This window comes from Amycolatopsis sp. NPDC058340 (assembly GCF_042723975.1).
GTDB lineage: Bacteria > Actinomycetota > Actinomycetes > Mycobacteriales > Pseudonocardiaceae > Amycolatopsis.
Genome location: NZ_JBHXIB010000053.1, coordinates 27,608 through 51,972 on the forward strand (window position 1 = coordinate 27,608; position 24,365 = coordinate 51,972).

Here is a 24,365-nt window from a genome sequence, read left to right on the forward strand (position 1 = left end):
ATCCGGCAGCCTCCACCAACCGCCTGTCCCGTGCAGGGTCATGCCACCCGGTCGAGTGGATCGTGAGGTGCCCGACATTCGGTCCGCGCTCCGCCATCTGACGTTAACCTCGGTTCACATTCGTGTACTCATAGGAGGTCTGAGTGTCTTCGCTGTCCGTGACCGGCACCCGTCCGGTTCTCGCCGACCTCGTTCCCGGCGCTCTGGTCCGTGACGCGGTCCTGGTCGCCGGTGGTGCCGCCCTGACCGGCGCGGCCGCGCAGATCCTGATCCCGGTGCCCGGTTCGCCGGTGCCGATGACCGGCCAGACGTTCGCCGCCCTGCTGGTCGGCGCCGCGCTCGGCTGGAAACGCGGCGCGCTGTCGATGGCGCTGTACCTCGCCGTCGGCGCGGCCGGATTCGGCTGGTTCCAGAACGGTTCTTCGGGCCTGTACGGCGCGAGCGCCGGCTACATCGTCGGGTTCGTGCTCGCGGGCGCCCTGGTGGGCGCGCTCGCCGGCCGCGGCGGCGACCGCACGCCACTGCGCACGGCGGGGACGATGGTGCTTGGCAACCTCGCCATCTACTCGGTCGGCGTGCCGTGGCTGATGGCGTCGACCGGCATGGGCCTGTCGACCGCGCTCGAGAAGGGTGTCGTGCCGTTCCTGATCGGGGACGCGCTGAAGATCGCCGTCGCGGCGGCGCTGCTTCCGGGCACCTGGGCGCTGGTCTCCCGCTTCCGCAAGGAGTCGTGACCGGCCCTTTCACCGCCCCACGCGCTGCCATGAAAGGTCCCTTCCTCGCGAAATTCGCCAGGAAGGGACCTTTCATCGCACGGGGCGGACGATCTTGACGGTGCCCCCGGCTATCGTCTTGTCCCGTGCCCTCCCGTGCTGATTTCCCCGGTGTCCTCGAACTCCTGACCCACGCGGTCGAGTCCGTGGGCGGTGCCGAGCGCGAGGGCCAGGTCAAGATGGCGGACGCCGTCGGCCGCGCCATCCGCACCGGCGAGCACCTGGCCGTCCAGGCGGGCACGGGCACCGGGAAGTCGTTGGCCTACCTCGTTCCCGCGATCCGGCACGCGGTCGAGAAGGAGGCAACGGTCGTGGTCTCCACGGCCACCATCGCGCTGCAGCGCCAGCTCGTCGACAGGGACCTCCCCCGGCTGGCGAAGGCGCTCAAGAAGCCCCTCGGCCGCGAGCCCACCTTCGCGATCCTCAAGGGCCGCCGTAACTACCTCTGCCTCCACCGGCTCGATTCCGGCGCCCCGGACGAGCCGGAAGACCAGCAGCTGTTCGACCCGTTCGCCGTCTCCCGGCTCGGCAAGGAGGTCACGCGGCTGCGGGAATGGTCGTCCGACACCGAAACCGGTGATCGCGACGAGCTGGTCCCCGGCGTTTCGGACCAGGCATGGCGCCAGGTTTCCGTCACCGCCAAGGAATGCCTGGGCGCGTCACGCTGCCCCATCGGCACGGACTGCTTCGCCGAGCGGTCCCGCGCCGAGGCGGGCAAGGCCGACGTCGTGATCACCAACCACGCCCTGCTGGCGATCGACGCGCTGCAGGGTTATCAGGTGCTCCCCGAGCACGATCTGGTGATCATCGACGAGGCGCACGACCTGGTGGACCGCGTGACCTCGGTGGCGACCGGCGAGCTGACCAGCGGCATGGTCTCCGCCGCCGCCAGGCGCTGCGGGAAGCTGGTCGACGACGAGGTGGCCGACCAGCTGCTGGAGGCGAGCGACGGGCTGGCCCTGATCCTCGACGACCTGCCCTCGGGCCGGATGGACTCGCTCCCGCAGGCCCTCACCGGCGCGATCCCCGCGGTCCGCGACGCCGCGCACCGCTGCCTCACCGCGCTCGGCAAGGACCGCAAGGAGGACGTCGACGAGGCCACCGCCCGCAAGCTGGCGCGGTCGCTGCTCGAAGAGGTCCACGACACGGCGGTCCGGCTGCTCGAAGCCTTCGACGACGACAAGGCGCATCAGCGCGACGTCGTCTGGCTGACCGGGGACCGCTTCTCCACGAACCCGCGCCCGCCCGCGCTGAAGGTCGCTCCGCTGGGTGTCGCCGGCCTGCTGCGGGAGCGCGTCTTCAACCAGCACACGACCATCCTCACCTCGGCGACGCTGACCCTGGGCGGCACGTTCGACACGATGGCCCGGCAGTGGGGTCTCCCGCCCGGCGGGGCCAGGGTCGAGAAGGCACCGGGCGCGGCGACGGACAAGGCCGCCCCCGCCGACACCGACGACGCCGACGGCCCGAAGTGGACCGGCCTCGACGTCGGCTCCCCGTTCGACCACAAACGCAACGGCATCCTCTACCTGGCCAAACACCTGCCGCCGCCGGGCAGGGACGGGTTGCAGCCCTCGACCATGGACGAGCTGGCCGAGCTGATCGAGGCCGCGGGCGGGCGCACGCTCGGCCTGTTCTCCTCGATGCGCGCGGCGAAGCAGGCGACAGAGGAGATGCGGGAGCGGCTCGACCTGCCGATCCTCTGCCAGGGTGACGACGCCACCGGCCTGCTGGTGCAGAAGTTCTCCGAGGACGCGCGCACCTGCCTGTTCGGCACGCTTTCGCTGTGGCAGGGCGTCGACGTGCCCGGCCCGTCGCTCCAGCTCGTCGTGGTCGACAGGATCCCGTTCCCCCGCCCGGACGACCCGGTCTCGTCGGCACGGCAGCGGGCCGTGGAAGCCAGGGGCGGCAACGGATTCCTGACCGTCGCGGCCACGCACGCCGCGTTGCTGCTCGCGCAGGGCACCGGACGGCTGCACCGTTCGGTCACCGATCGCGGCGTCGTGGCGATCCTGGATTCACGGCTCGCCACCGCCCGCTACGGCGGATTCCTGCGCGCCTCGCTGCCGCCGTTCTGGCCGACCATGGACCCGAAGGTCGCCCGTGACGCGCTGCGCCGCCTCGACGCGGCCGCCCCGGCCTGAGTGGCCTGGAACACGGCCGAGTACCGTTAACGGAACGCCGAAGACAGGGAGAACCGGTTGTCCCAGGAGTCGCCCAACGCACAATCCCGGACCGTCAGCGTCGATGACACCGGAGTGCGGCGCCAGCTCGCGGACGGCAGCGAGGAAGCCGTCACGTGGTCCGAGCTGTCCGCGGTGGTGGTCAGAGTGATCCCTGAAGGCCCGTGGAAGGAAGACGTCTTCTTCATGCTCGCCGGCGCCGACGGGAAGGGCACCGCGATCCCCAGCGGCGATCCTGCCGCCGACGCGCTGATCGAGCGGCTGCAGACGCTGCCCGGCTTCGACAACGAGAAGTTCATCGAGGCCATGACCACCGACGCCGACGAGGCGTACGTGGTCTGGAGCGCCGAAGGCCACCCCGCCAAACACTGAGCCCGGCACCTCGTGAGTGGTAAGGACGGTTCTAACCGTCCTTACCACTCACGAGGTCGGGAAGCTCTCCGTGACCGGGATGCCCTTCTTCAGCGTCCGGCTCACCGTGCACAGCCGCTCGATGGCGCGATCCACTGCCGCCGCGAGCGCCTCTCGATCCGCGGCGGGCAGCGAGGACACGTCGACGTCGAAAGCCACGTGGACCGCGTCGAGCTCCGAAGCGTCTTCGCGCCTGTCCGCGGTCACGCCGACCCGGAACTTCGAGTCCTCGCCGATCCGGCGCGTGATGAGGTTCTCGGCGGTGACGGCCGAACAGCCCGCCGCCGCGATCTGCAGCAGTTCGGCGGGCGAGAAGGCGCCCTCGGCGCCCTTGCGGCCGATCACGACCTCGGCACCGCGTTCGTTGCGGCCGACGAAGCGATGCTCGCCGTCGCGCTGGACTTCCAAAGACACGGTTTTCCCTTTCACAGTGGCGGCAGCCGGGGAGCGATCTCGACGGCGAGCCGTTCCGCGGCCGGGCACATCTCCTCCGGCCGCTTGACCTTGTTCGCGACGTAGATCTCCACCGTTTCGATCATGGCACGACCGTCGCCGGTGAACGTCCGGTGCGGGATCTCCGCCTGGCAAGCCTTCCACTCGGCCGAGACTTCGACGAAGGCTTCCCGCGATCCGAGAGCGACGCGCCTGCCGTCGTCTTCGAGCGGCGCCTGCTCCCGCTCGAACCGGATCGTCACCGCCGTCTCGCGGTGGTTCCAGTAGCACTCCCAGTTGCCGAACACCGGATCCGGTTTCGCCGGCCCGCCGACGATCGCCTGGGGCAGCTCACCGCCGAGCGCGCAGGCATCGAGGGTCCCGAGCGAACCCGCGGGGAAAGGGGCGGGACGACGTTCGAGCGGTCCGCGGTTCAGCACCGCGGCGGCGTGCGCGCCGACCGCGTCGACGAAGTCGCACAGGTGCGCGTGCCAATTCTGGACATGCCGGGAATGCACCCAGATCTGGTTGCCGTCCGGCAGCTCGATGGCCCGCTGGCATTTCTCTTCGGTGTCACTCGGCCACTCACGCACCCGCAGCTGCCCGGGCAGGGGCTTCTCCAGCATCGGCGAGCCCGGGATGGTCAATTCGAGCCGGACGTCGACGACGTCCTCTTCGTCCGGGGTCAGCCTCAGCAGGACACCGCAGGCGTTGAAGTTGCCGCTCGCGGTGTCGAGCCGCGGGGTCCCGAGGTGCTTCAGCACGGACGGGTCCACCAGCGCGCAGGGGTCGGCGGTGCGCGGATCCCCGACCGAGTCCATCGGGGTGGGGCCTGCCGCGATCGACGCCGGTTCCCGTGTGGCGTAGAGCAGGCCACCGGTCAGCATCAGCACCGCCGCGACGGCAGCGATCACGACCACGCGCCTGGGCAAGCGGAATCGCCGCATCCGGACGGGACCACCGACGTCCACGACTTCGGACAGCAGTTCGGCGGCGCGGACGGCGCTCGGCCTGCCGGCGGGTTTGCGCCGCAGCAGTTCCGTCAGCGCGGGCGCCAGCCGTCCCGCCCGGCGGATCGGCTCCAGGTTGTACGACGTCGCCCGCCGGAGCTGGACGAACGGCCCCACGCTCGCGTCTCCCCACACCGAGGTGCCTTCGACGGCGGCGAACAGGGTCGCGCCGAGCGAGAACACGTCCGCCGCGGCGCCCGCCTGCTGCCCTTCGGCCATCTCCGGCGCGACGTAGCCGGGAGTGCCGACGTCGAGACCGCCGCCGGTGCGGGTCACCTCCGCCCACTGCGCGATGCCCAGGTCGGTGAGTTTGGCGGTGCCGTCTTCGGCCACCAGGACGTTGCCCGGTTTGAGGTCGCGGTGGACCATGCCCTTCTCGTGCATCGCCGCGAGCGCCGCGGCGAGCTGGACGCCGATCTTGGCCACCTTGCCGGGTGGCAGTGGCCCGTCGGAGTCGATGACGTCGGCGAGGCTGCGCGAGGGCAGGTACTCCATCACGAGCCAGCGATCGTCACCGTCGATCACGGCGTCGAAGACGGTGACCACGTTCGGATGATGCAGGCCCGCGCCGATCCGCGCCTCGCGGCGGATCTGACCGCTGTCCCCGGCCTGCGAACGCTTGAGCGCGACGACCCGCCCGAGGTCCAGATCGGTGGCACGCCAGACCACACCCATACCCCCGGCGCCGATCCGCTCCTCCAAGCGATAGCGCCCGGCGATCAGCCGGTCACCCATGCGGGGAGTATATGAGGCTAAGCCCTTTGGGCTATGACCGTGACGGTTCCGGGATCCACTTCGGTGAACCCGGCATCCCGGACCGCGACGACCCCGTCACGGCGCCACGAGCCTTCGGGATCCTCGACCGGGCACAGTGCCTTCCAGGTCGCGACCGGCGGAGTCCGCACCGAACACCGGAACCCGGTCCGGGCCCACGCGGCCAGCTCGGTTTCGCCCAGCAACGAGGCCAGGATCATCGTCGCGTGCCCGACCTGGGCGGCGCCCTTGCCGACGGTCATCGAGACCTCGGGGTTCAGCAGCAACCGCGGGACGCCGTCCGGCGCGGGCCCCGGCTCGTCGGCGGGCAGTTCGCTCCCGGAGATCTGCAGCCGCGAGACCTCCTTCGGCGTCTCGACGACTCGGCCGGGCAGCAACGCCCGCGCCTCGGCGCCGTCGACTTCGATCGTGATCCCCGGCAGCTCCTGGACCGCCTGCCAATGCGCCCCGCGCGCCCGCCGGGCGACCTTGCGGATCCGGCCGTCGACCCACGCTTTGAGCGGCTCGTGCCATTCGCCGTCCGGCTGGGCGCGTTCGTCGAGACAGACCGCGACCGCAGCCGCCGCGGCGGCCTCCAGCAACGCGGTGCGGGACGGCGGTTCGGCCCGCTCCATCCGCAGGATCACCGGCATGGCGCGGACTTCGGCGGGATCCTCGTCCGAGGTGTCCACCGTGCTCTCCGCGGGAAGGCCGAGCCAGTACGCGTAGCGCGCGGCCAGCGGCTCCAGCACGCTCATGGCCGGGAAAGCTCGAGACCGTCGGCCGCGTCGGCCGCCTCGATCTCGGCCCTGGTGACGCCGAGCAGGAACAGCACGGCGTCGAGGTACGGGTGCGAAAGCGCGGTGTCTGCGACCTCGCGCAACGCGGGTTTGGCGTTGAAGGCGACACCCATCCCGGCGACCGACAGCATGTCGATGTCGTTCGCCCCGTCACCGACCGCGACGCACTGCTCCAGCGAGATCTCGTACTCCTCGGCGAAGCGGCGCAGCGCCGTCGCCTTGCCCGCCCGGTCGACGATGTCCCCGACCACCCGGCCGGTTAGCTTGCCGTCGACCACTTCGAGCTCGTTCGCGGCGGCGAAGTCGAGGCCGAGATCGTCCACGAGGGATTTGATGATCTTGGTGAACCCGCCGGAGACGACCCCGCAGCGGAAGCCCATCCGCTTCAGCGTGCGGATGGTCGTGCGCGCGCCCGGGGTGAGCTCGATGGACGCGGCGACCTCGTCCAGCACCGTTTCCGGCAGCCCTTCCAGCAGCGCGACGCGGCGCTCCAACGATTCGCCGAAGTTCAGCTCGCCGCGCATCGCGGCCTCGGTGATCTCGCGGACCTGCGGTTCGACCCCGGCGTGCGCGCCGAGCATCTCGATGACCTCGCCCTGGATGAGCGTGGAATCGACGTCGAAGACCACCAGGCGTTTGGCGCGGCGGGCGAGCCCGGCCCGCTCGACCGAGATGTCGATCCCGGCCTCGACGGCGGCGTCCGCGAGCGCGGTGCGCAGCGCGGCGTCGGCCTCCGGGGTGTCCTGGGCGAGCGAGGCGTACAGCTCCAGCCCGGTCACCGGGTAGTCGGCGACGCTGCGGATCGAGTCGATGTTGACGTCCAGCGCGGCGAGACGGCGCGCGACGTCGGAGAAGGCCCGCGCGGTCACCGGACGGCCGAGCATCAGCAGGACATGCGTCGAATCCTTCTGGCCGATGGCGAACGGGTCGGCACCGATGGCCGAGCCGATCTTCACCTCGACCTGCATCCCGACCGACGCCATCGCCTGCTCGACGTACTCCTGCAGGCCCTCGGGGTCGCGGTAGACCCCGGCGAGCACGCCGAGCACCAGCTGGCCGCGGATGACGACCTGCTCGACGTCGAGGACATCGACGTCGTGGCGCGACAGCACGGCGAACAGCACCGAGGACACACCCGGCTTGTCGGGTCCGGTGGTGGTGATGAGAACTGGTGTCTGCGTCACGGGGCTCAGTCTCCCTCAGCCGACGACGAAAAAGGCGCGTGCCTTGCCCCTGTGTGAGGCAAGGCACGCGCCGATTCCGCTTATCGGGTCACTTCTCGCTGGAGTTGTCCTCGGAGTGGTCACCCGGCATGGCCGCCTCGGTGAGCACCTGGGACGGCGCCCGGTGGGTGTTGACCTTCTGCTTCCCGAAGAAGCCGATCTCACCCTCCTTGTGGATGCGCTCCATCATGTGCGGATAGTGCAGCTCGAACGCCGGACGCTCGGACCGGATCCGCGGCAGCTCGGTGAAGTTGTGCCGCGGCGGCGGGCAGGACGTCGCCCATTCGAGCGAGTTGCCGTAGCCCCACGGGTCGTCCACCGTGACGATCTCGCCGTACCGGTAGCTCTTGAAGACGTTCCAGATGAACGGCAGCGTCGAGGCACCGAGGATGTACGCGCCGATCGTGGAGATCGTGTTCAGCGTCGTGAACCCGTCGGACTGCAGGTAGTCCGCGTACCGGCGCGGCATGCCTTCGGCGCCGAGCCAGTGCTGCACCAGGAACGTGGCGTGGAAGCCGATGAACGTGGTCCAGAAGTGCCACTTGCCGAGCTTCTCGTCCATCATGCGGCCGGTGATCTTCGGGAACCAGAAGTAGATCCCGGCGAACGTGGCGAACACGATCGTGCCGTAGAGCACGTAGTGGAAGTGCGCGACGACGAAGTAGCTGTCGGACACGTGGAAGTCGATCGCCGGCGCGGCCAGCATGATGCCGGTCAGACCGCCGAAGAGGAACGTGACGATGAAGCCCATCGAGAAGATCATCGGCGTCTCGAAGGACAGCTGGCCCTTCCACATCGTGCCGATCCAGTTGAAGAACTTCACGCCGGTCGGGACCGCGATCAGGAAGGTCATGAAGGAGAAGAACGGCAGCAGCACGGCGCCGGTCGCGTACATGTGGTGCGCCCACACGGCCACCGACAGCGCGGCGATCGCCAGCGTCGCCCAGACCAGGCCCTTGTAGCCGAAGATCGGCTTGCGGCTGAAGACCGGGAAGATCTCCGACACGATCCCGAAGAACGGTAGCGCGACGATGTAGACCTCTGGATGGCCGAAGAACCAGAACAGGTGCTGCCAGAGGATCACGCCGCCGTTCGCGGGGTCGAACACGTGCGCCCCGAGATGCCGGTCCGCCAGCAGGCCCATCAGGGCGGCGGTCAGGATCGGGAACGCCAGCAGGATCAGGATGCTGGTGACCAGGATGTTCCAGGTGAAGATCGGCATCCGGTACATCGTCATACCGGGGGCGCGCAGGCAGATCACCGTGGTGATCATGTTGACGCCACCGAGGATGGTGCCGAGACCGGACACGACCAGACCGGAGATCCACAGGTCGGCGCCGACGCCGGGCGAGTGGATGGCGTCCGACAGCGGGGTGTAGGCGAACCAGCCGAAGTCGGCGGCGCCACCCGGGGTCAGGAAGCCGGACATCACGATCAGGCCGCCGAACAGGTACAGCCAGTACGAGAACGCGTTCAGCCGCGGGAACGCGACGTCGGGCGAGCCGATCTGCAGCGGCAGGATGAAGTTCGCGAAGCCGAAGAGGATCGGCGTCGCGTACAGCAGCAGCATGATCGTGCCGTGCATGGTGAACAGCTGGTTGTACTGCTCCTGCGAAAGGAACTGCTGCCCGGGACGCGCCAGCTCGGAGCGGATCAGCATCGCCATCGCGCCGCCCACCATGAAGAAGGCGAACGACGTGACCAGGTACATGATGCCGATTTGCTTGTGGTCCGTCGTGCGGAACAACCGCAGCAGGTACGAACCCTTAACCGACTCGCGCGCGGGATACGGGCGCGTGGCGATCGGCTTGGGGGCTACGGCCGTCACTCCTGCCTCCAACACTCAAACCTTGTGGTGGTCAATTTGCGGTCGCCGGGCGGGTTCGGGACCCAATCCGGCGGCTAGTGGGGATCGTAGCCCTCACTACCGACAGTCGCGCGCACCGGCTGGCAAGATCGGGCCGTGACCGACGAACACACGCGGGCGGGAGTGGCGGCGGCGGTCGCCGTCGGTGACCGGTTCGGCCTGCGGACCGGCAGTCCCGATGTCCTGCATTTCAAGTCGAATGTGCTGGTGAGACTGGGTTCCGTGGTGGCGCGGGTGCCCGGCACGACACGGCTCGCCAGGTCCTCGCCCGAGGAGTGGCTCGTGCGCGACGTCGAGCTGTCGAGGTACCTCACGGAACGTGATGTGCTCGTCGTCTCACCGACCACGGATCCCCCGGCAGGACCGCATTTCGCGGACGGACTCCCGGTCACTCTCTGGCACTACACGCCGCACGAGCCGGGGCACACGCTGTCGCCGAGCGAGGTGGCGCTTTCGCTCGCCCGGGTGCACGACGCGCTCGCGGACTATCCCGGTGAACTGCCCGAACTCGGGCCCGTCCGCGAACTCCGGACGCTGCTCGACCGGCACGGCGCCGCCATGGGCGGTGCGGCGCCCCGGCTGTACGACGAACTCGAACGGGTCGCGGCGGCGCTCCCGGACGGCGAAGCCCGGCCGCTGCACGGAGACGCCCATCGGGGGAACGTCGTCGCGACGGCGGCCGGGCCGTGCTGGCTCGACTTCGAGGACACCTGGCGCGGGCCGCTCGGCTGGGACCTCGGCGTGCTCTACGCGGAGGCCGGGCGCGCGACTCTGGACGCGTACCCGGCCGGCTTGACGCCTTCGTCACTGGAGCCGTTCATCGCGCTGCGGCGGTTGTTCGAGGTCCCGTGGCGGTTCGTGATCGCGCGGCGGTTCCCGGAGCGGCTCGGCGAGGCGGAAGCCGCCCTCGAGCGCTACCTCTCCTCCCGCGTTTAGTCCTCTGGATGCGGCCGTGTCGTCCAACCAGACACGCGTGTCGTCCGTCGGATCACACGTGCCGTCCAACCAGTCACGCGAAACGGCCAGCCCGTACAAGGAGTCTCGTGAGCTGCCCCGCGCTGCTGCCGCGGCGAAGCCGATGTCGGCGATTGGGGAGGATCGAGGACGTTTCAGTGTCCGGAATCTTCCCCACTCGGCATGACCTTGATCAACCCCCTCGACGATGTAGGAATTGGGACACTCAACGTCCCGATTCCTACATCGTCGGCACCTCGCACGCCGAGCTTCCGGCTCCATCAACCCCCGAGACCCGCGCGACCCTCGACATTCACCGCATTCAGAGGACTAAACGCTGGAAATCAGGAGCTGGGCCGCCACATCGACGCCGTCCGTCCGCACCTCGCCGCCGATCTGCCCGGCCCGCGAGGCGACTTCGGGACGAAGCACCTCGCCCAGAGCGAGCGTCAGCGCTTCGGCCGAGGGCTCCCCCGAGATCGACGTCCCTACCCCGAGCTCTCGGACACGCTGCGCGAAATACGGCTGGTCGAACATCTGCGGCACCAGCACCTGCGGCACCCCGGCCCGGGTCGCCGCCGTGGTCGTACCGGCGCCGCCGTGATGCACGACCGCCGCGACCCGAGGGAACAGCGCCTGCTGATTGACGTCCCCGATCGCGATGCAGTCGGGTTCGTCGTCGATCAGCGCCAGCTCGGTCCAGCCGCGGAACACGATCGCCCGCCGTCCGTGCGCCCTCGCCGCCTCGATCATCGCCTTCGCGATCTCCTCCGGGGCGCGGATGCTCCCGAAGCCGAAGTAGACCGGCGGTTCCCCGTCGTCGAGGAACGCCTCCAATTCCGGCGACAACGGGCTGTGGTCCGGCAGGAGCCAGGCACCGGTCTGGTGGACGTCCAGCGCCGACGGGCCCCGCCACGGCGCCAGCACCGGGTCGGCCGCCAGCCACGGACGCTCGGTGAAGATATGCCCGCGGACGTCGTCCACCGGCGGGAGTCCGAGCTTTTCCCGCTGCACGTTCAGCACACCGCCCCATTGCCCGTTCCACCGTTCCGCGTCGTCCGCCCACAAGACCGGTATCGCGGCATCGGGATCTTTCGGCGCCCATCCCGGGAAAACGGGCGGACGATGGTGCAGCGAAGGCAGCGTTATCGGGCAGTAGGCGGTGAAGAAATACGGAATCCCTTTTCGCTCGGCCACCGAATGGGCGGCGATGTTCAGTGCCATTCCCGCGACGACGGCGTCGCAGCCCTCCGCCACGTCCGGCATCGTCTCGAACTGGTTCACCACCATGGCCTCTGCCATCGCGCGCCGTCCTTCCGGTGTGGCCATCGCCTTGGTCATCGCGGAATCCGGCTTCGCGGTCGACCGCAGTTCCGGCCCCAACGGCGCGAAGGAGATCCCGAGTCCTTCGGCCCATTCACGGAAATCCGGCGGCGCGCAAAGCCGGACTTCCTGGCCGAGTTCCCGCAATCGCACCGCCAGTGCCACCAGCGGCTGTACCTCACCCCTCGTCCCGATAGTGGACAGGAGTACACGCATGGGAATCCCCCTTCGGCAAAAACGTGAAGGCACGAATTGTGCACCGGGAATGGGGGCTTGCCGCAAGCCCTGGGGTCCGCTATACCTTTAAAGGGGCGAGGGGAACGCTCTCTTACGCGGGATACCAGCCCAAGATCGCTTCGACGACTCCGGCCGGATCCTCCAGCGGCGTCAGATGTCCCGCCTCCGGCAGCACCACCAATGTCGCGTCCGGCAGCGTTTCCACCAGGGTGTTCGCCGCTTCCAACGGGGTCAGGCCGTCTTCCTCGCCGACCACGACCAGCGCCGGCACGTCCGCCGAGCGCAGCGTTTCGAGCGAATCGGGCCGGGCGGCCATCGCGCGCGCCGCCCACGCGATGCCGGACGGCGGCTGAGTCGTGATCAGCTCGCGAAGCCGTTCGGCCACTTCCGGGCGCGTCTTCTCGGTGAGCAATCCGGGTGTGACGGCTTCGGGCATCCAGCCTGCGCCTTCCGCTTCCACCCGGGCCGCGACGTCGTGCCGGGCCTGCGCGGCCTCGGGGGTGTCGGCGGTCGCCTTCGTGTCGATGAACACGAGCCCGCCCACGCGTTCCGGCGCGAGGCGCAGCACCGCCATCGTCAGGTAGCCGCCCATCGAACAGCCGCCGAGGACGACCTTGTCGAGCCCGAGCCGGTCGAGCAGCGCGACCACGTCGCGGGCGGCGTCGTCCAGATCCGGCTCCCGGTCCGTTTCCGGCAGCGGGCTGCGGCCGAGACCACGCTGGTCGGGGGTGATCAGCCGCAGGCGTTCCGAGAGCGGCGCGCGGACCGCGTCCCACATCCGGGCGTCGACGGGGAAGGCGTGCAGCAGGACCAGCGGGAGATCGTTCATGGCGATAATTCTGTCGCACCCTCGCGCTACCGTCAGAACCATGCTGACGGAGATCAAGACGGAGAGGCTGCTGCTGCGGAGGCTGCGCGAGGCGGACCGCGAGAACATCGTCGCGCTGCAGGCCGATCCGGAGACGAACAAGTTCAACGGCGTGCCGCACACCGTCGAGGGTGCGCGGGAGCTGTACGACGCCTGGATGAAGCAGTGGGCCGAGCACGGATTCGGCTATCTCACGGTGTCCGCTTCGGACGATCCCGAGGTGATCGTCGGGTTCGGCGGCGTCCGGCATCACGAATGGAACGGCGAGCGCGTGCTGAACCTCGCGTACCGCTTCTGGCCGTTTGCCTGGGGCAAGGGCTACGCGACGGAGATGGCGGCCGCGGTCGTCGATTGGGCCGAGCGGGAGATCCCTGACGTCCCCGTGATCGCCAACATCATGGTGTCCAACGAACCGTCGATCCGGGTCGCCGAGCGGCTCGGCTTCAAGGTCCACACGGAGGAGGAGTTCGAGGGAGCGCCCTCGCTGCACATGCGGCGCTGAGTCACCAGCGGCCAGGGCGGCGCCTGGATCGCGCGCCCCAGCACGCCTTGTGCCAATGGCGGCGGTCGGCGACCCCGCCGGTGTCGTCGGCGGGCCAGGCGACCACATGCGGCGTCCCCTGGCGGATCTCGTGGTCGCAACCGGGACAGCGGTAGTCCTTGGTGGCCTGCGCGCCGGGCACGGTGCGCACCAGCCAGTCGCCGTCGGCGGCGGATTCGGAGCGCGCCCAGCCGGTCGACGCGCCGAGGTCGGGGCGTCCACCGCGTTCGGGCCGGTTACGTCGTGGCACGCCCGAAACGGTATACGGCGGTCCCGGCCGTCCGGCGAGGTAAGCGGCCGGTGTCACGTCAGTTCCGCCTCCAAGCACGCGAGTTACGTCTTCAAGCACGCGAGTTCCGCCTCCAAGCACGACGATGCCGGAGGACGGCACGCGGCGGACTCGGGCCACGGGTGTGTCGTCCGCCTGATCACGGGTGTCGTCCATCGGATCACGCGTGTCGTCCGCCCGATCACGCGTGACGTCCGCCCGATCACGCGCGGCGGAACCGGAACATCCGTGATGGAAGCCGGAACTCGCGTGATCAGAGCCGGAACTCGCGTGATCAGAGGCGGAACTCGCGTGCTTGAAGACGGAACTCGCGTGACTGAAGGCGGAACACGCGAGGTCAGCCGCCGAAGTAGGCGCCCGGCGTCACCCCGACCGCGCGGCGGAAGGCGGCGACGAAGGCGCTCGGCGAGGAGTAGCCGATCCGGCGGGAGACCGCGGTCAGCGGCATACCCTCGGCCAGCAAGGGCAGCGACGCGCGCAGGCGGGCCTGAACCCGCCACGCGCCGAACGTCGTGCGGCATTCGGTGAGGAACAGCCGCGCGAGCGTGCGTTCGCTCGCGCCCGCGTGATGCGCGAAATCCGCGAGGCCGCGGCGGTCCGAAGGATCGGCGATCACCGCCCGCGCGACGGCCAGCGCACGGCCGTCGGACGGCATCGGCACGGTGATCGGCACGACGTCCACCGGTTCGAGCAGGTCGAAGGCGACGGCCTCCGCCCGGCGGCGCGCGTCGTCGCCGAGGTCGGCCGCGCCGAGGTGCTCCAGCAGTTCCCGCAGCAGCGGGCGGACGGCGACGAGGGTCGGTTCGGGCCAGCGCACCGGACATCGGTCCCGGGCGGCGTAGATCCCCCGCAGCACGGTCTGCGCGGTGGCGCCGGTCCGGTGGACGACCCCGGCCGGGATCCAGAGCGCCCGCGTCGGCGGCAGCACCCAGTGCCGCTCGCCGACGTTCACGCTCAGGATCCCCCGCGCCGCCCAGGCGAGCTGGTGGCCGTCGTGTTCGTGCCAGGGGAGCCAGGTGCCGGCGGGCAGGTCCATCTCGCCGAGCACCATCGCCGTGGACATCGGCGGCAGGAGTCCGATATTCGACATCGGTTGGCAGCCTATCGCCTACCGGTCACCGTTAGCTTCGGATTCATGCCGATGAACCTGGTGCACCGCAAACTCTGCAGTTCCGCGCTGTGGGCGAAGGCCGTCGCCGCCGAGATGCCGGGCAACGTCGCCGGCTTCGACCTCGGCGACTCCGTCCTGGAGATCGGACCCGGCTTCGGTGCGACCACTCGCGCGTTGGCCGGGCTCGTCCCCCGGCTCACCGCCGTCGAGATCGACGAGGCCTCGGCGGACCTCCTCAAGCGGGAATTCGACGGCCGGGTGCGGATCGTCCAGGGCGACGGAGCGGCGATGCCCTTCGAGGACGGCGAGTTCTCGGCGGTCGTCTGCTTCACGATGCTTCACCACGTGCCGACCACGGCGTTGCAGGACTCGATCTTCACCGAAGCGTTCCGTGTGCTCCGCCCCGGCGGTGTCCTGCGCGCGATCGACAGCCTGGAGAGCCTGCCGTTCCGGCTCCTGCATATCGGCGACACGATGAACACGCTCGACCCGGTCTCGCTCTGGCCACGGCTCACCGACGCCGGGTTCACCGACATCAAGGTCGATCACGTGCCGAAGCGGAGCGTGAAGTTCTCGGCCCGGAAGCCCGTCTGACCGGCTAAGGGGTTCATAGGGGCTGTCCTGGCGCCAGGCGCCTCCTAGCGTCAGGCGCATGAATCGTCTGTTTCGCGGTATGACGGCGATCCTCGCCGGCACCGCCTTGTTCTCCGGAACGCTCGCCGCCGGTCCGGCCATCGCCGCCCCTTCCAGGGATGGCCTGCAAAAGGCGCTGGACGACGCCGTCGCCGCCGGTGCGCCGGGCGCGTACGCCGCGGTGCTCGACCAGGACGGCGGCTGGTACGGCCGGAGCGGCGTCGGCGACGTCACGACGGGCGGCGCGCCGGACCCCCGCGGCCGGTTCCGGGCGGGCAGCATCACCAAGAGCGTGGTCGCCACCGCCGTCCTGCAACTGGCCGGTGAGGGCGAGGTCGGCCTCGACGACCGCGTCCAGGACCGCCTTCCCGGGCTGCTGCCGTACACCGAGCCGATCACCGTGCGCCACCTGCTGCAGCACACCAGCGGGATCCCGGCGACCGACCGGTGGAACAGCCTCCCGGAGATCGACACGACCCGCTGGCGGCACCAATCACCGGACGAGACCATCCGGCAGGGCACCGAGGGCAAGCCGCTGGCCTTCCCGCCCGGCCAGGGCATGGTGTACTCCAACACCAATTACGCCGTGCTCGGGAAACTCGTCGAAAAGGTCACCGGCGAGGAGCTGAATTCCGTGCTGCAGCGACGGGTTCTCGACAAGGCGGGGATGCGGGACAGCTCGCTCCCCTACCGTTACCCCTACGTCCACCACGCGGCCGCCCGCGGTTACGAACGACTGTACGGCCCCGACGCGCCGCTGACCGACGTCACCGACTACGAGATGTCGCGGTTCTGGGGTTCCGGGAACCTGATCTCCACCGCCGACGATCTGAACCGGTTCTATGGCGCCCTGTTCACCGGCAAGCTCTTCCCCGCGGCGCAGCTCGCCGAGATGCGCAAGACCGTGCCCAGCGGCGTTCCCGGAGTGGACTCGGGCCTGGGCGTCATGCGGCTCCGGCTCCCGCAGGGCTGCGCCGCGCCGGAGGCTTGGGGCTTCAACGGTTCGGTGCCGGGCTACAACACCTGGAGCATGCGGACTTCCGACGGCGCCAGGCAGATCACGGTCGGCGTCACCACGAACCTGTCCTCCGAAACCGCGCGTTCGGCCGTGTTGCGCGCGATGTTCGCCGAGTTCTGCGGCTAGCCGCGCGCGAGGACCAGCGGGACGAGTTGTTCGGCCGGCGTGAGCGAGCCGTGCTGGCCGACCAACGAGGACTCGACGGCCTCCGCCAGTTCCCGCACGAGCCCGAAACGCCCCTTCGCCGCCACGACCACGTCACCGATACGCGGGCGGACCCGATCGGCGACCGGCCCGAACCAGCCCGCCTCGACGGCCTCGTCGCGCGGGAGGATCCACGCCCGGTCGCCGATCACCTCGCGCCAGGCCGCCAGGACGTCGGCCTCCGCGCCCGTTTCGCTGTAGACGTGCCGCGCCCGGACCTCGCCCCCGATGGCCCGGACGCCGCCGAGCAGCGCGGGTGTCTCGTCGATGTCGAGCGCGCCCTCGACGGTCACCATCCCGTGGTCGGCCACCACCGCCAGCAGCGATCCGGCGGGTAATCCGTCCACAATGGACTCCACCAGCCTGTCGACCTGCCGCAGCTGCATCCGCCACGGCGCCGAACCCGGTCCGTAGATATGGCCCAGCATGTCGAGCTCGCTGTGATAACCCCAGCAGAACGCGGGCCGCGCTTCGAGGCAGTGCAGGACGCAGGCGGCCAGGTCGCCGAGCGCGTGGACACCCACATAGCGCGCGCCGGACTGCGTCGCCCGGGTGAGCGCGGTGTCGGCGAACTTCGCCGAAGACACCACGCTGGTCGTGATCCCGGCGGCCGCCGCGCGTTCGAACGTCGTCGGCAGCGGCTGCACCTCGCGCGGCGGCAACGCCCCGCGGAGATCGCCGCCGTCCACGTGGCTGCTCCAGCGCAGCGCGTTCAGGACGCCGGTGCCCGGCACCTCGAAGCTGTACCCGACCAGGCCGTGCTCCCCCGACGCCAGCCCCGTGCCGATCGCGCCGAGACCGGCCGCCGTCGTCGCCGGGAAACCGACCCGCAGCGGCGACTTCGCCAGCTGGGTGAGGACGGGCGCGTCGGCGGCGTGCTCGGCCAGCAGCTCCCAGCCGAGCCCGTCGATGAGCAGGACACAGGCGCTGGACGCCTCCGCCAGGCTCAGCGAATTGGCGAACTCCCCGGCGCCGAGGACGGAAAGCACGGACGGGACGACTTGGCCGAGGTGCGGCACATGCGCCGCGACAGGCAGTTCCACCCGGCCAGCTTGCCATCCCGGCGGCCGGAAGGAGATGGGATAATGGCGGAATGCCGACCTACGCCTACCGCTGCCGCGAATGCGCCGGAACCTTCGAACTGCTGCGGCCGATGAGCGAGTCCGGTGCGCCCGCCCCGTGCCCGGAGGGCCATCAGGACACCGTCAAGCTGCTGACGACCGTCGCGCTGACCGGATCGGCTTCCGGCCCCGCCCCTGTTCCCGCAGGTGGAGGTGGTTGTTGCGGTGGAGGCTGCTGTAGTTGACCCACCCGTTCGGGTGGCGCAACGTGTGATCGCCCGAATGGCGGGTACTCCCTCCCCACCAGTCTGGAAGCTCCAGTGGTGGGAAGGGAGAAAGTCCAGTGGCCACATCAGCACTGGCGGCCGTCGACTTCGGTCAAGGCGTGTCGAGCGCCTGGAGTTCGGTCGCCACCTTCGTCCCGAAACTGCTCGCGTTCCTGGTCATCCTGTTCATCGGCTGGCTGATCGCCAAGGCGCTCTCGAAGGCCGTGAGCATGGTGCTCGAGAAGGTCGGGTTCAACCGGCTGCTCGAACGCGGGGGCTTCAAACAGATGCTCGCGCGCAGCCAGTTCGACGCCTCGGGCATCATCAGCAAGATCGTCTACTACGCGATCCTGCTGATCGCTCTGCAGTTCGCGTTCGGCGTGTTCGGCCCGAACCCGGTGAGCGCGCTGCTCAACGACATCGTCGCGTGGCTGCCGCGCGCCATCGTCGCGATCGTGATCGTGGTGATCGCCGGTGCGGTCGCCAAGGCGGTCAAGGATCTGATCGGCAACGCCCTCGGCGGTGTCTCCTACGGCAAGGTGCTCGCCACCATCGCCTCGGTGTTCATCTGGGGCCTCGGCGCGATCGCCGCGCTGAACCAGATCGGCGTGGCCACCGCGGTCACGATGCCGGTGCTGATCACCGTGCTCGCCACGGTCGGCGGTATCGCCGTCGTCGGTGTCGGCGGTGGTCTCATCAAGCCGATGCAGCAGCGCTGGGAGACCTGGCTCGGCCGGGCCGAGGCGGAGATCCCCGCCGCGAAGGCGCAGGCCGAGGCCTATCAGCGCGGCCGCGAGGACGCCGGCCGCTCGGGTGAGGTGCCGACGGAGCGGACGGCGGTCCACCAGCCGGTGTCCGCCGGGCACCACGCCGTGAACCCGAACGCGCCGACGCAGCACCAGCAGTTCCCGCCCAGCCAGGGTCAGGTGCCGCAGCACCAGGATCCCGGCCAGCGGCCCCCCGGTGGAAACATGCCCCCTCCGCCGGAGTACCGCTGACCTGCAACGGGAGCGGGTGGGGCGTCCGGCCGCCCTACCCGTTCCCGGTCGGCTGGGGACGCCGGTCGTCCATCGTGGCGGCCAGCGAACACACGCCGACCAGCCGCGCGGTCAACCAGTCGCTGGTGGTCCACGCGGTCAGATCGGCCGGAGCCCGGAGCGTCCAGCCCTTGGCCTTCGCCTCGTCGAGCAGCCCGCGCGTGTAGCCGGCGAGCAGGACGACGCCGGCCACCGCCGCCGAGCCTTCGACCCCGACCGCGAGGATGTCGCGCACCGCGGCCGAGTGCTGATCGAAGACGGCCGACAGCCCGGGCACGGCCGCCGCCGCGGCGAGCCCGGCCACGCCGATCTGCTGGTGCAGCCGGGAAAGCGTGCTACGCGCCGAAGATTCCACCCAGGACGAGACCAGATCTTTCACCCGACCAGGTTAGCCAGGCCGGACGATTTGTCGACATCCCGGTGATGACGATCGCAGAACTCAGCAAGCTTTGAGTGCCTGATCCAGGTCGTGCCACAGGTCCTCGACGTCCTCCAGCCCCACCGACATGCGGATGAGCCGGTCGGTGACCCCCGCGCCGCGCCGGTCGTCCTCGGCGACGATCCGGTGGCTGATCGAGGCGGGATGCTGGATGAGCGAATCCACGCTGCCGAGGCTGACGGCCGGGGTGATCAGCCGGACCGCGCCGATGAGCGCGTGCGGGTCGCCGTCGACCTCGAACGCGATCAGCGGACCACCGACGGCCGGGTAGTGCACGGCGCTCACGTTCGCGTGACCGCGAAGCCGCTCGACGAGTTCGGCGGCCGTCGCGGACGCGGCGTTGACGCGCAGCGGAAGGGTCGAGAGGCCGCGAAGCAGCATGTACCCGGCAAGCGGGTGCAGCACGCCTCCGGTGGCGAAGCGGATCTGCCGCAACATCCCCGCGTCTTCGGCGTTGCAAGCGACGATGCCGCCCATGACGTCGCCGTGTCCGCCGAGGAACTTGGTCGCGCTGTGCAGGGCGAACCGGGCACCATGCCGTCCCGGCCGCTGGAGCACGGGAGTCGCGAAGGTGTTGTCGACCAGCACCGGGACCTCGCCCGCGGCACGCACGATCTCGGCGATGTCGACCTCGCGCAGGGTCGGGTTGGCGGGCGTTTCGAGCAGTACCAGCCCGGTGTCTGGGCGCAGCTCCGAGGCGACGCTTTCCGGATCGGCCCAGGTCACCTCGGTGCCGAGCAGCCCGGACGTGAGCATGTGATCGGTGCAGCCGTAGACCGGCCGGACGGCGACGATATGCCGCTTGCCCTGCGCCACCGCGGCGAGCAGCGAGGCCGATACCGCGGCCATGCCGGTGGCGAACGCGACGGCGTCTTCGAACCCTTCGAGTTCGGCCAGCGCCTTCTCGAAACGCTCGACGGTCGGGTTGCTCAGCCGCCCGTAGACCGGGAGCCCGGACAGCGAGCCCGTGGCGGCGAATTCGTCGATGCGGCCCGCCTCCTCGACGCTGTCCCGCGACGGGTAGGTCGTGGACAGGTCGAGCGGAGCGGCGTGGACGCCGAGGTCCGTGAGATCGTCACGGCCGGCGTGGACGGCTCGGGTGCGCAGCGTTGCGGTCATACCCCAGATGGTGCGATTTTCTCCGGAGCGGCCGCAATATCCTCGGATATCATTCGCCGATGTCAGATTCCGTCGAACTGAGCACGGTTGATCTTCGTATTCTGCGGCTCTTGCAGAACGACGCCCGGATCTCGAACAAGGATCTGGCGGCCGAGGTGGGTGTCGCGCCCTCGACCTGTCTCGACCGCGTGAACCGGCTGCGCGAGCTCGGGGTGATCACCGGTCAGCGCGCCGAAGTGGACGCGGCCAAACTCGGCCGCCCGCTCGAAGCGCTCCTGTTCGTCCAGGTCCGCCCGCACCGGCGAGCACTGGTCGATTCGTTCGTCGAGCATCTGCTGGCGCTGCCCGAGGTCCGCGCCGTCTACCACCTGACCGGCCCGGACGACTTCCTCGCGCATGTCGCCACCGCTTCGGCGACCGAGCTGCAACGCCTCGTCCTCGACGAACTGACCGCCCGCGACGAGGTCGCCCGGGTGCACACGAACCTGGTCTTCCAGCACTGGAGCGGGGGACCTTTGCTACCACCCGGCTGATCAGGCGATGCGGACCTTGAACGGATGCCGCGGGTCGGCGGGGCAGGTGAAGACGTTCAACACGCCTCGGTCCCCGAACGCCCAGCCCGCCGGTTCGTCGTCGTCGACCCCGCAGCCGCAGCCGACCTCGTGTTCCTCCGTGGCCAGCGCGATCGTCTGTCTCAGCTCGGCACCGCACTCCCGGCAGCCCAGGTCGACGCGATCGGCCGCGTGCCAGGCCGTCCAGCCGCCGATCTTCGCGTAGTGGTCCAGCTCTGGCCAGCCGTCCGGGTCGTCGTTCGCGCCTTCGGGGATGCCGAGCGCGGTGCGGGTCTCCGGCGGGAAGTCGCAGAGACGGGGCAGCTCGTCGATCGAGCACGGCTCGAAGACGCAGGGTTCCGGCAGGTAGGCGGCTTCGGCGTCTTCGGGGGCTGGCGGCGGGTCCGCGATGTCCCCCACCTCGCCGGAGTCGCGCCACACCAGCCGGACCGCGGGGCCGCGGAGGTACGGGTTGTCGTGCTCCAGCGGGCAGAACAGGATCTGCAGGACGTCGGTGCCCTCCGGGAACGGCAACTCCGGGAAGTCGTCGCGGAAGAACTGCGCCGCGCCGACCATCGCCGGCACCGGCTCGTCGAGCGGATGCCCGCCCGGCCACGCGTCGTCGGACGCGTCGGGGTCCGGCGGCCAGGTCACCGGGCACTCCGGCCACGGTTCGTCCGACGGCCAGAGCAGCGGGCCGCCGAAGTGGCTTTCGTCCGGACGAGGCAGTCCCGGCGCGGGGTGCAGCCGGATGGCCGTCCGGACCAGGTCGTTCAGACCGGGGATGGGCACCCCGTCGTAGGTGAGCTGACGCACTCCCGGGAGCTTAGAGGTCCGGCAGCGGATCTTCAGGTTTTGCCCGCATGATCTCGGCGTCGGCAGCGTGCACGACGGCGATGTACTCGTCGTCGATCTCGTAGTCGACGCCGTTGAACTTGAACCACGGGACGGTCGAGGTGTCGACCGGCCCGATCCGATGATTCCGCGACGTCGTGGAGACGACGCGTTTCGGCATCTTCCGGCTCAGGTACCCCGTGGTCATGATCGTGATCGTCTTGCGGGTCACCGCGAAGAACACTCCGGGGTTGGTGCTGCCGAAGACGTCCGCCGGGAACACGTAGTGGATCTCGTCGTCCGGATCGAGGAGCTCCTTGATCCGTTTCCTGACCCCCGAGGAAACCGGCATGGCACCCAAGTTACCGCCTCGTGAGTGCTAAGGACGGTTCTAACCGTCCTTAGCACTCACGAGCGGCAACGCCTACCGCGCCGAGTAGTCCTTGAAACCCTTTCCGGTCTTCCGGCCCAGTCGTCCGGCGGTCACCAGGTGCTCCAGCAGCGGGGCGGGCGCGAAGCCCTCTTCGCGGAACTCGTTGTACAGCGTCCGCTGGATCGCCAGCGAAACGTCCAGCCCGACGACGTCGAGCAGTTCGAACGGCCCCATCGGCAGCCCGCAGCCCACCTTCATCGCGGTGTCGATGTCGTCGGCCTCCGCGTAGTGCGCTTCGAGCATCTTCACCGCGTCGTTCAGGTACGGGAACAGCAGCGCGTTGACGATGAACCCGGCCCGGTCACCGCAGTGCACGGGGTGCTTGCCCACGGCCGCGCAGACGGCGTCGACGGTCGCGATCACGTCGGGAGCGGTCGCGATGGTGGAGACGACCTCGACGAGTTTCATCACCGGCGCCGGGTTGAAGAAGTGCACGCCGACCACGTCGGAAGGCCGCGAGGTGGCGGCCGCGCATTCGATGACCGGCAGCGACGAGGTGGTCGTCGCCAGGACCGCGCCCGGCTTCACGACGTCGTCGAGCGCGGCGAAGACAGCCTGCTTGACGGCCAGGTCTTCGGCCACCGCCTCGACGACGAGGTCGACGTCGGCCAGTTCCTCGAACTCCACCGCCGGCGAGATCCGGCCGAGCGCGGCGGCGGCGTCCTCCTCGGACAGCCTGCCCTTGACGACGGCCTTGTCCAGAGACTTCTTCACCCGCGCGACCGACGCCGCGGCCTTTTCCGCGCTCCGGGCCCGCAGGATGACCTCGTAACCGCGTTTCGCGAACACCTCGACGATGCCCGTCGCCATGGTCCCGGTCCCGACGACGCCGACCTTGCGCACCTCGCGCGCCGTCGCGGTGTCCGAATTGGACACTGTGACCGCATCGGTCACCGTCGGCGAATCGGGCTCGTCGTAGGCGTAGAAACCCCGGCCCGTCTTCCGGCCGAGCAGCCCGGCGGTGATCATCTGCTTGAGCAGCGGCGCCGGCGCGTGCAGCCGGTTGCGCGACTGGTGGTACATCGTGTCGAGGATCTCGTACGCGGTGTCCAGCCCGATGAGATCGAGCAAAGCCAAGGGCCCCATGGGATATCCGCAGCCGAACCGCATCGCCGCGTCGAGGTCCTCGCGGGTGGCGTAGCGCTGCTCGTACATCCGCACGGCGTGGTTGAGATACCCGAAGAGCAGGGCGTTGGCGATGAACCCGGCGCGGTCGCCGATCACCACCGGGGTCTTGCCGAGCCGTTCGGCGAACGCGACCACGTCGGTGACCACGTCCGGTTCGGTGACGACGGTGCGGACGACCTCGACCAGCTTGAGGATCGGCGCTGGGTTGAAGAAGTGCATCCCGACGACCTTGCCCGGCCGGGCGGTGTGCACGCCGATCTCGGTGATCGACAGCGAGGAGGTGTTCGAGACGAAGATCGTGTCCGGGCCGGTGATCTTGTCCAGCTGCGCGAACACGTCGGATTTCGCTTCGAGGTTCTCCGGGATCGCCTCGATCACCAGGTCCACATCGGACAATTCCGCCAGCGACGTGGTGTACCGGATCCGGTCCAGGAGCGCGCTCCGGCCGTCGGCGTCGAGCTTGCCGCCGGACACCGCCCGTTCGGTCGAATGCTCCAGATGACCCCGGCCGCGGTGGACGCCGTCGTCGTCGATCTCCACCGCGACGACCGATACGCCGCTCCGCGCGAGCACCTCGGCGATCCCGGCACCCATGGTGCCGAGACCGATGACTCCCACACTCGAGATTTCCCGCGCCACAACCGGCCTCCGGAGGTTACTCGCTGGTAGTTTCTCCGATCGTGCCATGCCGGGGCGCGGAAAGCAGCGGCTGTCACCCTCCGAATCGAGTAAGTGTCACTCGCGTAAGAGAGCCGAAGGACACTTTCCCTCCGGCACCGATGGCCGGATCAGGGGACCTTTGCTACCACCCGGCCGTTCCAGGGGCCGATGAGGATCTTCAAGTCCGTGAAGGCCTCCTTGAGGGAC

At 69.6% G+C, this 24,365-nt stretch carries 25 protein-coding genes; 10 read left to right on the forward strand and 15 right to left on the reverse strand.

From position 1 onward, the window contains the following. Positions 1-143 precede the first annotated feature (143 nt). From ACFWIW_RS35375 to ACFWIW_RS35385, 3 genes are all read left to right on the forward strand, one after another. Positions 144-734: a biotin transporter BioY gene (locus ACFWIW_RS35375; protein ID WP_378372449.1), complete on the forward strand. Its 591-nt coding sequence runs from the start codon at positions 144-146 to the stop codon at positions 732-734. Positions 735-859: 125 nt separating this feature from the next. Then, positions 860-2,917, forward strand: coding sequence for an ATP-dependent DNA helicase (locus tag ACFWIW_RS35380; RefSeq protein ID WP_378372450.1), 2,058 nt, complete (start codon positions 860-862; stop codon positions 2,915-2,917). 57 nt (positions 2,918-2,974) lie between these two features. Further along, positions 2,975-3,328, forward strand: a complete 354-nt coding sequence (locus ACFWIW_RS35385; RefSeq protein ID WP_240600170.1) for a hypothetical protein — start codon at positions 2,975-2,977, stop codon at positions 3,326-3,328. Between the two features lie 48 nt (positions 3,329-3,376). Here ACFWIW_RS35385 and ACFWIW_RS35390 read toward each other — a convergent pair whose 3' ends face one another. The 5 genes from ACFWIW_RS35390 to ctaD all read right to left on the reverse strand — a co-directional run bounded on the left by ACFWIW_RS35390 (position 3,377) and on the right by ctaD (position 9,413). Beyond that, a complete protein-coding gene (locus ACFWIW_RS35390) occupies positions 3,377-3,781 on the reverse strand; it encodes an OsmC family protein (protein WP_378372451.1) in 405 nt (134 codons plus the stop codon). Positions 3,782-3,792: 11 nt separating this feature from the next. Next, the gene (locus ACFWIW_RS35395) at positions 3,793-5,544 is read right to left on the reverse strand and encodes a serine/threonine-protein kinase (RefSeq protein WP_378372452.1); all 1,752 of its coding nucleotides are present in this window, start codon (positions 5,542-5,544) and stop codon (positions 3,793-3,795) included. Positions 5,545-5,561: 17 nt separating this feature from the next. After that, positions 5,562-6,320, reverse strand: a complete 759-nt coding sequence (locus tag ACFWIW_RS35400; RefSeq protein WP_378372453.1) for a peptidyl-tRNA hydrolase — start codon at positions 6,318-6,320, stop codon at positions 5,562-5,564. Further along, the gene (gene serB, locus ACFWIW_RS35405) at positions 6,317-7,546 is read right to left on the reverse strand and encodes a phosphoserine phosphatase SerB (protein ID WP_063277123.1); all 1,230 of its coding nucleotides are present in this window, start codon (positions 7,544-7,546) and stop codon (positions 6,317-6,319) included. The genes ACFWIW_RS35400 and serB overlap by 4 nt, the downstream gene beginning before the upstream one ends. An 88-nt stretch (positions 7,547-7,634) precedes the next feature. Then, positions 7,635-9,413 carry a cytochrome c oxidase subunit I gene (gene ctaD / locus ACFWIW_RS35410; protein WP_038509006.1) on the reverse strand — a complete coding sequence of 593 codons (1,779 nt, stop codon included), beginning with the start codon at positions 9,411-9,413 and terminating at the stop codon, positions 7,635-7,637. Positions 9,414-9,548: 135 nt separating this feature from the next. On the opposite strand from ctaD, the gene ACFWIW_RS35415 reads away from it, so the two are divergent. Continuing rightward, positions 9,549-10,388: a phosphotransferase gene (locus ACFWIW_RS35415; RefSeq protein WP_378372454.1), complete on the forward strand. Its 840-nt coding sequence runs from the start codon at positions 9,549-9,551 to the stop codon at positions 10,386-10,388. A 348-nt stretch (positions 10,389-10,736) separates the two neighbouring features. Here the strand turns inward: ACFWIW_RS35415 and ACFWIW_RS35420 are convergent, their stop codons facing one another. Both ACFWIW_RS35420 and ACFWIW_RS35425 read right to left on the reverse strand, forming a co-directional pair. Next, positions 10,737-11,945: a glycosyltransferase gene (locus ACFWIW_RS35420; protein ID WP_378372455.1), complete on the reverse strand. Its 1,209-nt coding sequence runs from the start codon at positions 11,943-11,945 to the stop codon at positions 10,737-10,739. Positions 11,946-12,057: 112 nt separating this feature from the next. Next, on the reverse strand, positions 12,058-12,795 hold the full coding sequence (locus ACFWIW_RS35425; RefSeq protein WP_378372456.1) for an alpha/beta fold hydrolase: 738 nt from the start codon (positions 12,793-12,795) through the stop codon (positions 12,058-12,060). Positions 12,796-12,835: 40 nt separating this feature from the next. On the opposite strand from ACFWIW_RS35425, the gene ACFWIW_RS35430 reads away from it, so the two are divergent. Continuing rightward, positions 12,836-13,336: a GNAT family N-acetyltransferase gene (locus ACFWIW_RS35430; protein WP_378372457.1), complete on the forward strand. Its 501-nt coding sequence runs from the start codon at positions 12,836-12,838 to the stop codon at positions 13,334-13,336. A 1-nt stretch (position 13,337) separates the two neighbouring features. Here ACFWIW_RS35430 and ACFWIW_RS35435 read toward each other — a convergent pair whose 3' ends face one another. Continuing rightward, on the reverse strand, positions 13,338-13,625 hold the full coding sequence (locus ACFWIW_RS35435) for a hypothetical protein (RefSeq protein ID WP_126732689.1): 288 nt from the start codon (positions 13,623-13,625) through the stop codon (positions 13,338-13,340). Between the two features lie 376 nt (positions 13,626-14,001). Beyond that, a complete protein-coding gene (locus tag ACFWIW_RS35440; protein ID WP_378372458.1) occupies positions 14,002-14,754 on the reverse strand; it encodes an AraC family transcriptional regulator in 753 nt (250 codons plus the stop codon). Between the two features lie 51 nt (positions 14,755-14,805). On the opposite strand from ACFWIW_RS35440, the gene ACFWIW_RS35445 reads away from it, so the two are divergent. Continuing rightward, positions 14,806-15,369: a class I SAM-dependent methyltransferase gene (locus ACFWIW_RS35445; RefSeq protein WP_378372468.1), complete on the forward strand. Its 564-nt coding sequence runs from the start codon at positions 14,806-14,808 to the stop codon at positions 15,367-15,369. Positions 15,370-15,427: 58 nt separating this feature from the next. Then, complete coding sequence (locus tag ACFWIW_RS35450; RefSeq protein ID WP_378372459.1) at positions 15,428-16,552, forward strand: serine hydrolase domain-containing protein; 1,125 nt, start codon at positions 15,428-15,430, stop codon at positions 16,550-16,552. Here ACFWIW_RS35450 and ACFWIW_RS35455 read toward each other — a convergent pair. Beyond that, positions 16,549-17,673, reverse strand: a complete 1,125-nt coding sequence (locus tag ACFWIW_RS35455) for an alkaline phosphatase family protein (protein WP_378372460.1) — start codon at positions 17,671-17,673, stop codon at positions 16,549-16,551. The genes ACFWIW_RS35450 and ACFWIW_RS35455 overlap by 4 nt on opposite strands. A 50-nt stretch (positions 17,674-17,723) precedes the next feature. Here ACFWIW_RS35455 and ACFWIW_RS35460 point away from each other — a divergent pair, with 50 nt between their 5' ends. Then, entirely contained in the window at positions 17,724-17,936 is a 213-nt protein-coding gene (locus ACFWIW_RS35460; RefSeq protein ID WP_038508997.1) for an FmdB family zinc ribbon protein, read from the forward strand. A gap of 98 nt (positions 17,937-18,034) precedes the next feature. Further along, positions 18,035-18,955, forward strand: a complete 921-nt coding sequence (locus tag ACFWIW_RS35465; RefSeq protein WP_378372461.1) for a hypothetical protein — start codon at positions 18,035-18,037, stop codon at positions 18,953-18,955. Between the two features lie 34 nt (positions 18,956-18,989). Here ACFWIW_RS35465 and ACFWIW_RS35470 read toward each other — a convergent pair whose 3' ends face one another. Together ACFWIW_RS35470 and ACFWIW_RS35475 are read right to left on the reverse strand one after the other, a co-directional pair. After that, a complete protein-coding gene (locus ACFWIW_RS35470; RefSeq protein ID WP_378372462.1) occupies positions 18,990-19,373 on the reverse strand; it encodes a DUF6401 family natural product biosynthesis protein in 384 nt (127 codons plus the stop codon). Between the two features lie 60 nt (positions 19,374-19,433). After that, on the reverse strand, positions 19,434-20,552 hold the full coding sequence (locus ACFWIW_RS35475; RefSeq protein WP_378372463.1) for a trans-sulfuration enzyme family protein: 1,119 nt from the start codon (positions 20,550-20,552) through the stop codon (positions 19,434-19,436). Between the two features lie 59 nt (positions 20,553-20,611). Here ACFWIW_RS35475 and ACFWIW_RS35480 point away from each other — a divergent pair, with 59 nt between their 5' ends. Next, on the forward strand, positions 20,612-21,085 hold the full coding sequence (locus ACFWIW_RS35480) for an Lrp/AsnC family transcriptional regulator (protein ID WP_126732683.1): 474 nt from the start codon (positions 20,612-20,614) through the stop codon (positions 21,083-21,085). Here ACFWIW_RS35480 and ACFWIW_RS35485 read toward each other — a convergent pair whose 3' ends face one another. The 3 genes from ACFWIW_RS35485 to ACFWIW_RS35495 all read right to left on the reverse strand — a co-directional run bounded on the left by ACFWIW_RS35485 (position 21,086) and on the right by ACFWIW_RS35495 (position 24,137). Beyond that, a complete protein-coding gene (locus ACFWIW_RS35485) occupies positions 21,086-21,919 on the reverse strand; it encodes a hypothetical protein (protein WP_378372464.1) in 834 nt (277 codons plus the stop codon). It lies immediately after the preceding gene. A gap of 10 nt (positions 21,920-21,929) precedes the next feature. After that, positions 21,930-22,289 (reverse strand): hypothetical protein, encoded by a 360-nt coding sequence (locus ACFWIW_RS35490; RefSeq protein ID WP_378372465.1) that lies wholly within the window; start codon positions 22,287-22,289, stop codon positions 21,930-21,932. A 72-nt stretch (positions 22,290-22,361) separates the two neighbouring features. Continuing rightward, on the reverse strand, positions 22,362-24,137 hold the full coding sequence (locus ACFWIW_RS35495) for a 3-hydroxyacyl-CoA dehydrogenase family protein (protein WP_378372466.1): 1,776 nt from the start codon (positions 24,135-24,137) through the stop codon (positions 22,362-22,364). Between the last annotated feature and the right edge of the window lie 228 nt (positions 24,138-24,365).